This window comes from Pseudomonas sp. FW305-25 (assembly GCF_017351415.1).
Classification (GTDB): domain Bacteria; phylum Pseudomonadota; class Gammaproteobacteria; order Pseudomonadales; family Pseudomonadaceae; genus Aquipseudomonas; species Aquipseudomonas chlororaphis.
The window spans coordinates 98,958-111,544 of the sequence record NZ_JACNDE010000012.1 but is presented as its reverse complement, the minus strand read 5'-3'; the positions used below and the strand labels follow the sequence as shown (position 1 = coordinate 111,544).

General features: G+C 61.5%; 12 protein-coding genes and 2 tRNA genes. 8 read left to right on the top strand and 6 right to left on the bottom strand.

Translation table 11 applies throughout. The features are described 5' to 3' along the window. Positions 1–38 precede the first annotated feature (38 nt). Complete coding sequence (locus J4E58_RS14120; RefSeq protein ID WP_053262240.1) at positions 39–1,913, top strand: MFS transporter; 1,875 nt, start codon at positions 39–41, stop codon at positions 1,911–1,913. Positions 1,914–1,977: 64 nt separating this feature from the next. Here the strand turns inward: J4E58_RS14120 and sugE are convergent, their stop codons facing one another. The 3 genes from sugE to rdgC form a co-directional block, all read right to left on the bottom strand. Continuing rightward, positions 1,978–2,295 (bottom strand): quaternary ammonium compound efflux SMR transporter SugE, encoded by a 318-nt coding sequence (sugE, locus tag J4E58_RS14115; protein WP_007927818.1) that lies wholly within the window; start codon positions 2,293–2,295, stop codon positions 1,978–1,980. 118 nt (positions 2,296–2,413) lie between these two features. Beyond that, the gene (locus J4E58_RS14110) at positions 2,414–3,379 is read right to left on the bottom strand and encodes a bile acid:sodium symporter family protein (protein ID WP_087092417.1); all 966 of its coding nucleotides are present in this window, start codon (positions 3,377–3,379) and stop codon (positions 2,414–2,416) included. A gap of 123 nt (positions 3,380–3,502) precedes the next feature. Then, positions 3,503–4,423, bottom strand: coding sequence for a recombination-associated protein RdgC (gene rdgC / locus J4E58_RS14105; protein WP_009045083.1), 921 nt, complete (start codon positions 4,421–4,423; stop codon positions 3,503–3,505). 160 nt (positions 4,424–4,583) lie between these two features. Here rdgC and J4E58_RS14100 point away from each other — a divergent pair. Together J4E58_RS14100 and J4E58_RS14095 are read left to right on the top strand one after the other, a co-directional pair. Next, a tRNA-Val gene (locus J4E58_RS14100) sits at positions 4,584–4,659 on the top strand. Positions 4,660–4,678: 19 nt separating this feature from the next. After that, positions 4,679–4,755: transfer RNA gene (locus J4E58_RS14095), tRNA-Asp, on the top strand. Positions 4,756–4,884: 129 nt separating this feature from the next. Here the strand turns inward: J4E58_RS14095 and J4E58_RS14090 are convergent. Then, positions 4,885–6,021 carry a catalase family protein gene (locus J4E58_RS14090; protein WP_087092416.1) on the bottom strand — a complete coding sequence of 379 codons (1,137 nt, stop codon included), beginning with the start codon at positions 6,019–6,021 and terminating at the stop codon, positions 4,885–4,887. Between the two features lie 28 nt (positions 6,022–6,049). Next, a complete protein-coding gene (locus tag J4E58_RS14085) occupies positions 6,050–7,858 on the bottom strand; it encodes a di-heme-cytochrome C peroxidase (protein ID WP_087092451.1) in 1,809 nt (602 codons plus the stop codon). A 259-nt stretch (positions 7,859–8,117) separates the two neighbouring features. Here J4E58_RS14085 and J4E58_RS14080 point away from each other — a divergent pair, with 259 nt between their 5' ends. The 5 genes from J4E58_RS14080 (at position 8,118) to J4E58_RS14060 (ending at position 10,825) form a co-directional block, all read left to right on the top strand. Next, a complete protein-coding gene (locus J4E58_RS14080) occupies positions 8,118–8,831 on the top strand; it encodes an FKBP-type peptidyl-prolyl cis-trans isomerase (RefSeq protein WP_007927823.1) in 714 nt (237 codons plus the stop codon). A 289-nt stretch (positions 8,832–9,120) separates the two neighbouring features. Continuing rightward, positions 9,121–9,576 carry a YkvA family protein gene (locus tag J4E58_RS14075; RefSeq protein ID WP_087092415.1) on the top strand — a complete coding sequence of 152 codons (456 nt, stop codon included), beginning with the start codon at positions 9,121–9,123 and terminating at the stop codon, positions 9,574–9,576. Positions 9,577–9,683: 107 nt separating this feature from the next. Further along, positions 9,684–10,025 (top strand): helix-turn-helix transcriptional regulator, encoded by a 342-nt coding sequence (locus tag J4E58_RS14070; RefSeq protein ID WP_081002342.1) that lies wholly within the window; start codon positions 9,684–9,686, stop codon positions 10,023–10,025. Continuing rightward, positions 10,022–10,393: a hypothetical protein gene (locus J4E58_RS14065; RefSeq protein WP_007927825.1), complete on the top strand. Its 372-nt coding sequence runs from the start codon at positions 10,022–10,024 to the stop codon at positions 10,391–10,393. Before J4E58_RS14070 ends, J4E58_RS14065 begins: the two co-directional genes overlap by 4 nt. Beyond that, positions 10,394–10,825: a hypothetical protein gene (locus tag J4E58_RS14060; RefSeq protein WP_087092414.1), complete on the top strand. Its 432-nt coding sequence runs from the start codon at positions 10,394–10,396 to the stop codon at positions 10,823–10,825. It abuts the gene before it with no gap. Here the strand turns inward: J4E58_RS14060 and J4E58_RS14055 are convergent. After that, positions 10,761–12,587 carry a bifunctional diguanylate cyclase/phosphodiesterase gene (locus J4E58_RS14055; RefSeq protein WP_087092413.1) on the bottom strand — a complete coding sequence of 609 codons (1,827 nt, stop codon included), beginning with the start codon at positions 12,585–12,587 and terminating at the stop codon, positions 10,761–10,763. The two genes, J4E58_RS14060 and J4E58_RS14055, sit on opposite strands and share 65 nt — an antisense overlap.

The following is a 12,587-nucleotide window of genomic DNA, read 5'->3' as shown; positions in this document are numbered from 1 at the left end:
TCCAATAACAGCATCCAAGCCACTCAGGGACATGGAAGATGAGTCACCCCTCACAGTTCACCTTGCTTCGTACGCGGCGTTTCCTGCCATTCTTCATTACTCAGTCCCTCGGTGCGTTCAACGACAACATCTTCAAGCAGTCGCTGATCCTCGCCATTCTCTACAAGCTGGCCATCGAGGGAGACCGCTCGATCTGGGTCAACCTCTGCGCCTTGCTGTTCATCCTGCCGTTCTTCCTGTTCTCGGCGCTGGCCGGGCAATTCGGCGAGAAATTCGCCAAGGACGCGTTGATCCGCCTGATCAAGCTCGGCGAGATTGTGATCATGGCCGTGGGGGCGGTGGGGTTTGTCTTCGATCACCTGTCGCTGATGCTGCTGGCGCTGTTCGCCATGGGCACCCACTCGGCGCTGTTCGGCCCGGTGAAATATTCGATCCTGCCCCAGGCGCTACGGGAGGAAGAGCTGGTGGGGGGCAACGGCCTGGTGGAAATGGGCACTTTCCTGGCGATTCTCGCCGGCACCATAGGCGCCGGGATCATGATGTCCTCCGCCCATTACGCACCGATTGTCTCGACGGCGATCATTGCCGTCGCCGTGCTCGGTTACCTCGCCAGCCGGGGTATTCCCCGGGCCGCGGCGGCCACCCCGGACATGCGCCTGAACTGGAACATCTTCAGCCAGTCCTGGGCCACCCTGCGCCTGGGCCTGGGGCAGACGCCGGCCGTGTCGCGCTCGATCGTCGGCAACTCGTGGTTCTGGTTTGTCGGGGCGATCTACCTGACGCAGATTCCGGCCTATGCCAAGGAGTGGATGCACGGCGACGAGACAGTGGTCACGCTGATCCTCACGGTGTTCTCGGTGGGCATCGCCGCCGGTTCCATGCTGTGCGAGAAGCTCTCGGGACGTAAGGTCGAGATCGGCCTGGTGCCTTTTGGCTCGTTCGGCCTGACGGTGTTCGGCCTGCTGTTGTGGTGGCATTCCGGCGGGATTGCGCCAAGCGAGGCGGGGTACAGCTGGCTCGAGGTACTCGGCTATGGCCACGCCTGGTGGGTGCTGATCGATATTCTCGGCCTGGGCATCTTCGGTGGTTTCTACATCGTGCCGCTGTATGCACTGATTCAGTCGCGGACCCCGGAGAACGAGCGGGCGCGGGTGATTGCCGCGAACAACATTCTCAACGCGTTGTTCATGGTGGTGTCGGCGATTGTCTCGATCGTCTTGCTGAGCCTGGCCAAGCTGTCGATCCCGCAGCTGTTCCTGGTGGTGTCGCTGCTGAACATCGCGGTCAACGCCTACATCTTCAAGATCGTCCCTGAGTTCAGCATGCGTTTCATGATCTGGCTGCTCAGCCATTCCATGTACCGGGTCGAGCACCGCAACCTGGAGGCGATCCCGGACGAAGGTGCGGCGTTGCTGGTGTGCAATCACGTGTCCTTCGTCGATGCCTTGCTGATCGGCGGCGCGGTGCGGCGGCCGATTCGTTTCGTGATGTATTACAAGATCTACAACCTGCCGGTGCTCAACTTCATCTTCCGTACCGCCGGGACCATTCCGATTGCCGGGCGCAACGAGGACATCCAGATCTACGAAAGGGCGTTCACCCAGATTGCCCGCTACCTCAAGGATGGCGAGCTGGTGTGCATCTTCCCGGAGGGCAAGCTGACCGCCGATGGCGAGATCAATGAGTTCAAGGGCGGGCTGACGCGGATTCTCGAAGAGACACCGGTGCCGGTGATTCCGCTGGCGTTGCGGGGGCTGTGGGGCAGCTTTTTCAGCCGCGATCCAAGCAAGGGGCTGTTCCGCCGCCTGTGGTCGCGAGTGACCCTGGTGGCGGGTTCGGCCGTGACCGCCGACAGTGCCGAACCGGCCCGTTTGCAAACCCTGGTGGGTGAGCTGCGCGGTAGCGTGCGCTAGGTTTCCAGCGCCTATAAAAACGCCCACAGAGTTGTGGGCGTTTTTGTTGGGGCGTTTGCTTGTATCAGGCCGCGCTGACCTTCAAGCCGATCAGCCCGGTAATGATCAGCGCCACGCTGGCCAGGCGGAACAGCGCCATGGACTCACCGAACAGAATGATCCCGGCGATCACCGTACCGACCGCGCCGACTCCGGTCCAGATGGCATAGGCAGTGCCCAGCGGCAGCTCCTTCATGGCCAGCCCCAGCAGGCCGAGGCTGACCGCCATGGCGGCGATGGTCAGGGCGGTGGGGAGAGGGCGACTGAAACCGTCGGTGTACTTGAGGCCGACGGCCCAGCCCACTTCGAACAGGCCGGCGAAAAACAGAATGATCCAGGACATGATGACCTCCATCGATTGACGGGGTCGTCCCCAGATTAATGACTCGATCGAGCCGCGGGGTCGTCCCCGCGTTGCGCAGTATAGTGCCCATTATTAATCCGGGGATCAAGGTTTCTCCTCAGTCGCTCGCCTGCTGGGCAGCCAGTGCGCGGTCGTCCTTTTCGCTCATGCGGCGGAACCAAGTGGAAAGCAGCGCCCCGGAAATGTTGTGCCAGACGCTGAACAATGCGCTCGGCACCGCCGCCAGCGGCGAGAAGTGCGCGCTGGCCAGGGCGGCGCCGAGGCCGGAGTTCTGCATGCCGACTTCCAGGGCCAGGGATTTGCGTTGCGCCAACGGCAGCTTGAACAGGCGGCCGGTGAAGTAACCCAGCAGGTAACCGAAGCTGTTATGCAGCATCACCACGGCCATGATCAGCAGGCCGGACTCGGCGATTTTCGCCTGGCTGGCGGCCACCACCGCGGTGACGATGATCACGATGCTGACCACCGACACCAGCGGCAATACCTCCACCGCATGCCGTACCCGGTCGCCAAGCACACGCTGGGCAATCACCCCGAGCACGATCGGCAGCAGTACCACTTGCAGGATCGACCAGAACAACTCCATGAACGAGACCGGCAGCCAGGCCGAGGCCAGCAGCCAGATCAGGGCTGGGGTCAACAGCGGCGCCAGCAGGGTGGTGACGGCGGCGATCGCCACTGACAGCGCCAGATCGCCGCGGGCCAGCCAGGTCATGACGTTGGACGACGTACCGCTCGGGCAGCAGCCGACCAGGATCACGCCGACGGCGATTTCCGGCGGCAGATGGAAGACCTGGCACAGCAACCAGGCCACGCCCGGCATGATCACGAAGTGCGCGACCACGCCCAGGGCCACGCGCCACGGATGGCGCGCGACTTCGGCGAAGTCTTCGAGCTTCAGGGTCAGGCCCATGCCGAACATCACCAGGCCCAGCAGCGGCACGATGGCGCCCTTGAGGCCGATGAACCAGTCTGGCTGCAAGAACGCCACTACCGCGAAAATCAGAACCCAGTAGGCAAAGGTATTGCCGACAAAACGACTTAATGCTGCCAGTGCACGCATGGCCTGTTCCTTCTTATATGAAAACGCCACCGAAAGCGGTGGCGTCTGTGGTGCTCCTGCAGGAGCGAGCGGGTTGGCGATAAGGCCGGGCGGCCCGTCGCCAGCAAGCGGGCTGCTACAAGGTCAGATGCCTTGTGGGATCTCTTCGCCACCCAGGGCTTCGAACAGCGCCGGGAGGAAATCGCCGAAGGTCAGCATCATCAAGGTAAAGCTGGCATCCAGCTGGCCGAGGGCTTCGTCGCCACCGTCCTGCTCCGCCTGATCCTGCAGCAGGTCTTCGAACTTCAGGCGCTTGACCGTCATCTTGTCGTCGAGCATGAAGGACAGTTTGTCCTGCCAGGCCAGGGACAATTGGGTGACCACCTTGCCGGTGCTCAGGTGCAGCTGGATTTCTTCGCTGGTCAGGTCCTGGCGCTTGCAACGGACGATACCGCCGTCTTCATGGGTGTCGCGCAGCTCGCACTCGTCGAGCACGAAGAAGTCGTCGGCGGCTTGTTGGGTTTTCACCCAGTCGGTCATGATCGCGGTCGGCGCGGTCTTCACGGTCAGCGGACGCACCGGCAGGGTGCCAAGCACTTCGCGCAGGGTGGAGAGCAGGTCTTCGGCGCGTTTCGGGCTGGCCGAGTTGACCAGGATCAGGCCCTGTTTCGGCGCGATGGCGGCGAAAGTCGAGGAGCGGCGGATAAAGGCACGGGGCAGGAATGCCTGGATGATTTCATCCTTGATCTGATCGCGTTCCTTTTTATAGACCTTGCGCATTTGCTCGGCTTCGATCTCTTCTACCTTTTCCTTGACCGCGTCGCGCACCACGCTGCCAGGCAGAATACGTTCTTCCTTGCGCGCGGCGACCAGCAGGAAGTCCTGGCTGACGTGGACCAGCGGCGCATCTTCGCCTTTGCCGAATGGCGCGACGAAACCGTAAGTGGTCAACTCCTGGCTTGCACATGGACGCGCCAGTTTGGTGGCCAGTGCGGTTTCCAGCGCCTCAGCATCAAAGGGCAGATCTTGGGTCAGGCGATAGATAAGCAGGTTCTTGAACCACATGGGGTGAATCTCTCCTTTATACAAAGGGGGGCATTATTCTCCGCGCAGCTCCATAGGCCAACCCTCCGCTAAGCCTTTGGAAGGCCTGAAAAAATTATTTTAAAAAGTGCTTGCCAGAGTAGGGGGCGCTCCGTAGAATGCGCGCCACACCGAACGTGAAGGGTGATTAGCTCAGCCGGGAGAGCATCTGCCTTACAAGCAGAGGGTCGGCGGTTCGATCCCGTCATCACCCACCATTCGCTTTCAGTGTTACGCGCAGCGGTAGTTCAGTCGGTTAGAATACCGGCCTGTCACGCCGGGGGTCGCGGGTTCGAGTCCCGTCCGCTGCGCCATATTCGATGAGCTGGAGCACTGAACGCCAGCTCATCACAGAAAGCCCGCTCACGCGGGCTTTTTGCTGTCTGGAGTATGTAAATGTTCCCCAAGAAAGCGGCCCGCGGGCCGCTTTTTTCGTTTCTGGATCACTGCTCGGCGTTGCGGTTGTGCCGGTAGTCGCTGACCGCTTCGTACACCGCCTTGCGCAGGCGGTTGATGCCGCCGATGGGGCGGTGCGCTTCCAGCCCGAACCAGGGGTTGAAGGACAGATTGTCGCATTGCAGGTTCTGCCGCGGGGTATCGAAGTCCTGGGCAGGAATCCTGATCCGCGCCACGGTTTCGAAGGGCGCATCGCTTTCCCGCCATTCGATGCTGGTGTCTTCGATGGGCATGTAGTGGCTTGGGTCCTGGCGCTGCACCTGCAATACAAAGCAGGCCGGCACGCGGTCGGTCGACAGCTGCTGGTTCAGGGCGTTGCGTAGAAAGTTGGGCAGGGCCTGGTTTTGTGCGGGCAGGTTGTACACCGGGCAGCTGTCGGGGTCCGGCGCGACGCGGAACTTGGCGTTGGCGCTGCCGAACTTGTAGGGCGAAACCGAAAAATAGCGGGTTTGCGTCGGGCTGGCCGGGGGCGGTGACAGGGTGGCCAAGGCAATGAACAGGTGGCGGACCTGCCAGGTGCGTGGGTCCCAGCCGGGGAAAAAGGCTCCGACCTTTTTTCCGTCCGCCTGCGCGGCGACATTCTGCCGGTACTCGGCGACATCGCTGACGAAGAAGTTCGGATGGTTGAACATCACGAAATCCTGCTCGCCACGGCCCTGCTGTTCCTTCAATAGCTGGGTGCCGGGCACATTCAACAACTTGATCGCCATCCCGCGCGCGTCACGAATGCTGTCGAACTGTGGATAAGCATTGCCGTTGGACAGCCGCACCATGGCTTGCCAGGTCTTGCCGGGTTCGGCGAACACGCCCTGGCGCAACGGCGGCGCCAGTTGCTCGAGCACCTGGACCTCGGCCTTTACGCAGCCATGGGCCTTGGCGTGGGCGTCGCGCAGGTAACGGGTGTTATCCCGGTGCTGATCGACGATGCGCACGGCGGTCTGGATGATGTCCTGGGTCATGGTGGCTTCGCCGGGCGGGACCTGTTCTTCGGTCGAAACCGGCCCCTGGTAGTGCCAGATCGACCAGGCGCTGCTCAGCGTCCAGCCGAGCAGGGCGATCAGCACCAGCAGCAGAAGTGTCTTGAGCAGCAGCGCCCCTATGCGCAGCCATAAGGTGATCAGCATGAAAGCGTCCTTTCGATGAGGGCCAGGGTCATGGCAGTTGCGCCTCCAGCGGCCCGCCCAGCACTTTCAGGTATTCCAGCAGGGCCCAGCGTTCCTCGGGTTGCAGCAGGCGGCCGATCACCCCGTCGCCACGCTTGCCCGAACGGAATTCATGGCCGCTGTTGTGATTGCCGCTGATCCTGGTATCGAACAGGAAGCCGTTCTTGAACGGCTCGGTACGATAGCCCAGATGCTTCGGATCGTATTCGAAGGTGCCTTTATAGAAGGTGCTGGCGCGTTCGTCCTGAGGCGAAAGCAACTGGTACAGGCTGGGCACCGAGCCGTTATGCAGGAAGGGCGGGGTAGCCCATACCCCGGCCAGCGGCCGGGCCTTGTAGGCGCGCAGTTCGCGGACGCCGATCGGCAAGCCATAGCCGTCGAGTCGTGGGCGTTCGGCCGGGGTCACCTGGGCGTCCCGGTAGGCGCGCTCCTCAACGAAGGCAGTGACATAGGCCAGGCCCTTGGCCGCTGAAAGCTGGCGCATGTCCAGCGGCTCAGTGGGCGTGGGGTGCAACTGGACATTTGATTGCGCCAGCTCGGCGGCGTCCCATTGCAGCGCGCTCAGGTCGTAACGCTGATCGGCAATATTGTTGGCCGTATTCGGGTCGGTGCCGATCACCGCGACTGGCAGCATCTTCAGTTGTTGTTCCGGGCGCCCGTTGACCTCGGTGACCGGCGGGACATGGCAACCTGCACAGTTTTCCGCGAACAGTGCTCGCCCCTTGGCCGCCAGGGGCTTGTCGATGCCGCCGAACAGTTCTTCTGGCCAGGTCGGCGGTTTCAGTCGTTGCAGGGTTTCTTCGATGCGGTTGAGGTCGCGCACCCGAACGCTCGACGCGTATCGGGCGTCGCCCTTGAGCGGCTGGCCCTGGGCATCGAAGAAGTTCAGGGTGGCGCCTACACCCAGCGCCTCGCCGATATTGCGGGCCATGGGTTGCTGGGCCGAGCCGTTCCACTGTACCCAGTCGAAGGTCCAGATGTCCCATAGCTGCGGATAGTCCACCGGTGCGTTGGCCACTCGATAGTTGTCGGGGGAAATGGCGTCGCCGAAGCTGGCATTGGCGATCCGGCCAAAGGCATCGGTACGTCCGGGGCCTTCCTCAGTGGGATAGAGACCGCGGTGAGTGTCGTTCCAGGCGACGTGCAGGAAGGTGTCCAGCGACGCCTTGAAGTCCTTGCGCAGTTGTTCATGCTCGGCGTCGTAGTTCTGGCCCAGCACGTTGCGGGCGAAGCGCTCGAATTTCCACGGGTTGTAATAGGTCGACGCCAGGCTGGCGACCAGGGCCTGGCCGAAGCTGCCGCCGCGCAGGGTGGGCACGCTGGAGGGCAATACATGTTGTGCCGAACCGCCGTCGATCCGCAGGGCCTGTTGGTTGTAGCGCAGCTCGCCGGTGTGGCAGGCGGCGCAGGTGATGTCCAGGTACTGCTGCGGGCTGCCAGGGTTCTGATGGCGAGTGAAACCGACTGGCAGGTTCGCCGGGTTATCGGCGCTGGCCTGCTGCGCTGGATCCACCAGGAAGCCGAAGCGGGCCAGGTACTGCGGCGCGGCGAAGCGTTGCGTGGAGAAGGGCAGTTCCAGGGCGGCGAACCACTCATAACGCAGGCCCTTCACCTGAGTGCCCTGGGGGGTGAAGTAATAGGTCTGGCGGTCGGCGGCGCTCCATTGATCCTGATAGTGCACCTGCCGGGCGGGAATATAGTCGGGCAATTTCGGATTGGCCACGTAATACAGGACCACGGCCAGGGCGACGCCGATCAGGGCGAGGATCAAGAGCAAAACACGGGATAAGAGGCGCAAGATAAACATCCTTGTCGAGTTGTGGCTCTCTTATGCCTCAAGGGCAAACTGCCGGGCAAGTGGCCATTACGTCCGCTGTCATTACTTTGCGGTCGAGGTGTTCTTTCCCGCGCTCGTTGTAATGGCTGGCGAAATGCTTTTAAACACGTGAACTTATCGGGCTAATCCGGCTCTCATGCCGGTAGCCATTGGTCGTGGCCGCCTGATAAGCTCGCGGCTTTACTCGATTGCCCTTTAGGCGCATGAACAAGGAAATAGCATGAAACAGCATCGGTTAGCGGCGGCGGTAGCCCTGGTTAGCCTGGTACTCGCGGGTTGTGACTCGCAGACCAGCGTGGAGCTGAAAACCCCGGCGCAGAAAGCTTCCTATGGTATCGGCCTGAACATGGGCAAAAGCCTTGCCCAGGAAGGTATGGATGACCTGGATTCCAAAGCGGTAGCCCAGGGCATCGAAGATGCCATCGGCAAGAAAGAACAGAAGCTGAAAGACGACGAACTGGTCGAAGCCTTCGCCGCGCTGCAAAAGCGTGCTGAAGAGCGCATGGCCAAGATCAGCGAAGAGTCGGCAGCAGCCGGCAAGAAATTCCTCGAAGAAAACGGCAAGAAGGCTGGCGTGACCACTACCGCCTCCGGCCTGCAGTACGAAGTGCTGAAAAAAGCCGATGGCGCCCAGCCTAAGCCGACCGACGTGGTGACCGTTCACTACACCGGTACCCTGACCAACGGCACTGTGTTCGACAGCTCGGTCGAGCGCGGCAGCCCGATCGATCTGCCGGTCAGCGGCGTGATTCCGGGTTGGGTCGAAGGCCTGCAACTGATGCACGTCGGCGAGAAGTACAAACTGTACATCCCGAGCGATTTGGCCTACGGCGCACAGAGCCCGAGCCCGGCCATTCCGGCCAACTCGGTTCTGGTGTTCGAGCTAGAACTGCTGGGTATCAAGGATCCAGCGAAACAAGACGACGCCAAGTAATCTTCGTCTGGTTCAATGACAACGCCCCGTTCTTACGGGGCGTTGTCGTATCTGGTCGTTGGTCCGGGAAAAAATGCGAACCCACGGCATAAGGCATAGTCTTAACAGCACGTGTTGCGGCTAGCCGCATGAGGCTGCCAAGTCAATGAAATTATGGGTTTTTTTATGTGAGTAAAAAACGCCCGATCTGAGCCGAGCCCTTGTAAAACGGGGCTTCCAGCTGTGAAAAGCGGCTCTGTTCACAAGGTTATCCACAATTTGTGTGGATAACATTTCAGTGGGAGTGACGATGAAAGCACCCTGGAATTTTGCCCGCTTCCTTCCCCTGGCCGGCCGCTTGCTCAGCCGTGGCCGACTGCCGACCCTGTTGTTCGCCGTGGCCAGCAAAGGTGCCTTGCAAGGCGGCCGTCTTGGCAAGCTCAAGGACGATCTGCGCCTGCTGCAGGCCCTGTGCCTGGCTTACTGGCGTGGTGAGTACCGCGCCATCAGCCCCAAGGCGCTGCTGTCGGTAGTCGCGGGCCTGATGTACTTCCTCAGTCCGCTGGATGCCATCCCGGACTTCCTGCCGATGTTCGGCATGCTCGACGATATCGCCGTTCTGGCCTGGATCATGAAAACCCTGGACGGCGAACTCAACGCCTTTCGCGCCTGGCGCAATCGCCAGCAATCGGAGAAGCTGGCGGTAGTGGAGCGTTTGCCCGACACCCCGGAACAACTGCAATTGGAAGGTCCGAAGAAAAACTGAAGTGAATTCGGATCCATACAACGATGCCCCCGCGACCTTAGTGACTGTTAGGATTACACTTCATAAGGAAAAGTCCGACTCGTTATGTGTCGTCCTACGGGGTAGTAATGGATATTCAGATAATTGCACGCGATGGCGAGCCCGAATATGCGGTTCTGCCATGGGCTCAGTATCAGGCTTTACTAAAAGCCGCAGGTATCACCGAACAATCTCCGCGAGAAGCCAGGGGGCCTGTCGCGACCACAGCCGACCAGCCGCTTCCAGGTCTGGATCAACTCCGCAGTTTGCGTGAAGCCAAGGGCATCGCCATTGAGGCGCTTGCCCGTACGGTAGGTATCAGTCCGTCATATCTGGCCATGATTGAAAGCGGTGAGCGTCAACCCGACGCCGCTATACGCCGTAGCCTGGCCTGGGAATTGACGGTTCCGGGTTGGAGGGATGAATCGTGAGCGTAAGGATCAGTCGTCAACATTGGGATGGCCTGTTGGGGGAACTCGACCAGGCCCGTCGGCAACGCCATCTTTTGACCTATCGCGCTCTGCTTGAGCGCTTGCAGCTACCCAGCCCCGCCATGCAGACCCTGACGGCGGCCCTTGAGCATCTGGCCGCGCTGGATGCGCGTGCGGAGCAGCCATTGCGCAGTTCGCTGGTGATCAGCCAGGGGGCGAGTCGATTGCCGCGCACCGGTTTTTTCGAGTGTGCGGAACGCCTCGGGCGTTTTTCCGGGCCTTCCGATGGGGTCGCGGCCGCGTCGTGGCACGCCTCGGAAGTGGTTCGTGTGTTCGAGTACGAATACCCCGAGTCGGTGGAGGCCTGAGTGTTCTGGCGCCTCAAGGCGCGAGCCGGCTACTGGCTGGCTCGCCGGTTGTTTCATTGGCCCTGGTTTGTGCGTCAACCCCGGGGCTGGCATTGGCTGGAGGGGCAATTGGCGCGCATGGCGAACCTGGGGGACGTCGACGCACAGAGCTTTTATGGCCATATCCTGACCTTTCGTGGCCAGGGGCTGGGGGCTCGTGAAGAAGGCATACGCCTGTTACGTCTTGCCGGCTTGGCCGGGGACGCCAAGGCGGCCTATCAGATGGGCGTCATCAGCCTGGCCGGTTCGCCCAGCAAGGCCGCGGATGCGGCGCAAGCCGCCCGTTGGTGGGCCCTGGCGGCGAAAGCCGGGCATCCCCTCGCCGAGGTCAAGCTGGCGCAGCTGAATCAGTCGAGTACGCCGGATCCGCTAGCCGGTCCGCGTCAGCCGTAAAGCCGTCTGCCATCTGGCGGCTGTCGATCACATGGATGCTGTAGCCCGGCACGTTCTTGGCGTGGTGCTTGGCTTGCGAGGCCAGCTCGGCCAACTGGCTGGCATCGAGTTGTCCACAGGCCTGTGGATACAGGTGCACCACGCCAATGGACAGTGACAGCAAGGCGAACTCCTGGCGAATGCCCTGGCGGTTGGGGGCGATGAAGCAGCCGGCTTCCAGGTGTTCGCTGCGATAAAAACGCCGGCACTGGCTATGGAAGTCGTCCAGCAGCTGGTTCAGGCGTTTTTGCCAGTCCTCGGGGCCCAATACCAGGAGAAAGTCGTCGCCGCCGATATGGCCGACGAAATCGCGGCTGGGGTCCACCCGGTCATTCAGGCACTGCGCCAGGCACAACAGCACTTCATCGCCACGGCCGTAGCCATAGATATCGTTGAAGGGCTTGAAGCTGTCGATGTCTACGTAACAGATCAGCGATTCCCGTCCTTGTTGCAGCAGGTGGGTCAGGCACTGCTGGATCGGCACGTTGCCAGGCAGCAGGGTCAATGGGTTGGCATAACGCGCCTGCTGGATCTTCAGCTCGGTAATCAGCTTGAGCACATCGATCACCCGCCCCAGGCCCAGGTAGCTACCGTTGAGGGTGATGATGAAATCCTCTTCGATCCGTTGCCGGGCACGACTGGTGATCAGGCGGCTGACTTGTTGCAGCGACTGGCTGATCTCTACCGCGAGGAAGTCATCGTTCATCAGGCGGCTGATGGGCTTGCGGGCAAACAGGTCGGTGGCGAAGGGCTTGAGCAGGGCATCGGACAATGAATGGCGGTGCACGATGCCGCAGGGCTGGCCCTGTTCGTCGAGCACCGCCAGCGAGTTGAGGTTGGCCTGGCGACGGAAGGCTTCCAGCACCGTGGCCGTCGGTATGTCGCGTGCTACCGCCGGTTGTTCGTTGAGCAGGGCACTGAGGTCGCTGCCTTCGTCGTTGAGCGTCGCGGGGGGGCTTTCGCGCTTGGGCAGCAGGTTGCGGCCATCGCGGGGCGGATGTTCCTGGGGGCGGCAGAGCAGGTAACCCTGCAGCAGGTCCACGCCCATTTCCGTGAGCACCTCCAGCTCTTCCGCCACTTCGATGCCCTCGGCGATCACTTGGGCGCGGGAGGCTTTGGCAATTTGCAGGATCGAACCGACGAACTCGCGCTTGAGGGCATCCTGATGAATGCCGTCGATAAAGTGCCGGTCGATCTTCACGTAGTCCGGGCGCAGCTCGGACCACAGGCGCAGGCTCGAATAACCGGCGCCGAGGTCGTCCAGGGCGATCGAGAAACCCATGTCCCGATAATGATGCAGCGCATTGTGCAGCAGCTGGAAGTCATCGATTGGCGTCTGCTCGGTGAGTTCGATCACCACCTGGCTCGGCGGAATACCGAAGTCTTGCAGCAATTGCAGGGTGCGGCCGGGCTGGTGGGCGGCTTCTAGCAATGACTCCGGAGACACGTTGAGGAACAGCTTGCCGGGCAACTGCTGCTCGCTGAATCCCTTGCAGGCGCTCTGGCGGCAAGCGATTTCCAGCTCGCTGAGGCGTCCGACCTGGCGGGCCACGGCAAACAGGGCGAGAGGGGAGTGCAGCGGGCTGTTGGACGGACCACGGGTCAAGGCTTCATAGCCGAGAATGCGTCGTTCGGAGAGGCAGATGATCGGCTGGAACAGACTGTGCAAACCGCTTTGAGCCAGGATTGAGCTCAAGGCACTCAGCTGTTCGGTCGTGGTCAT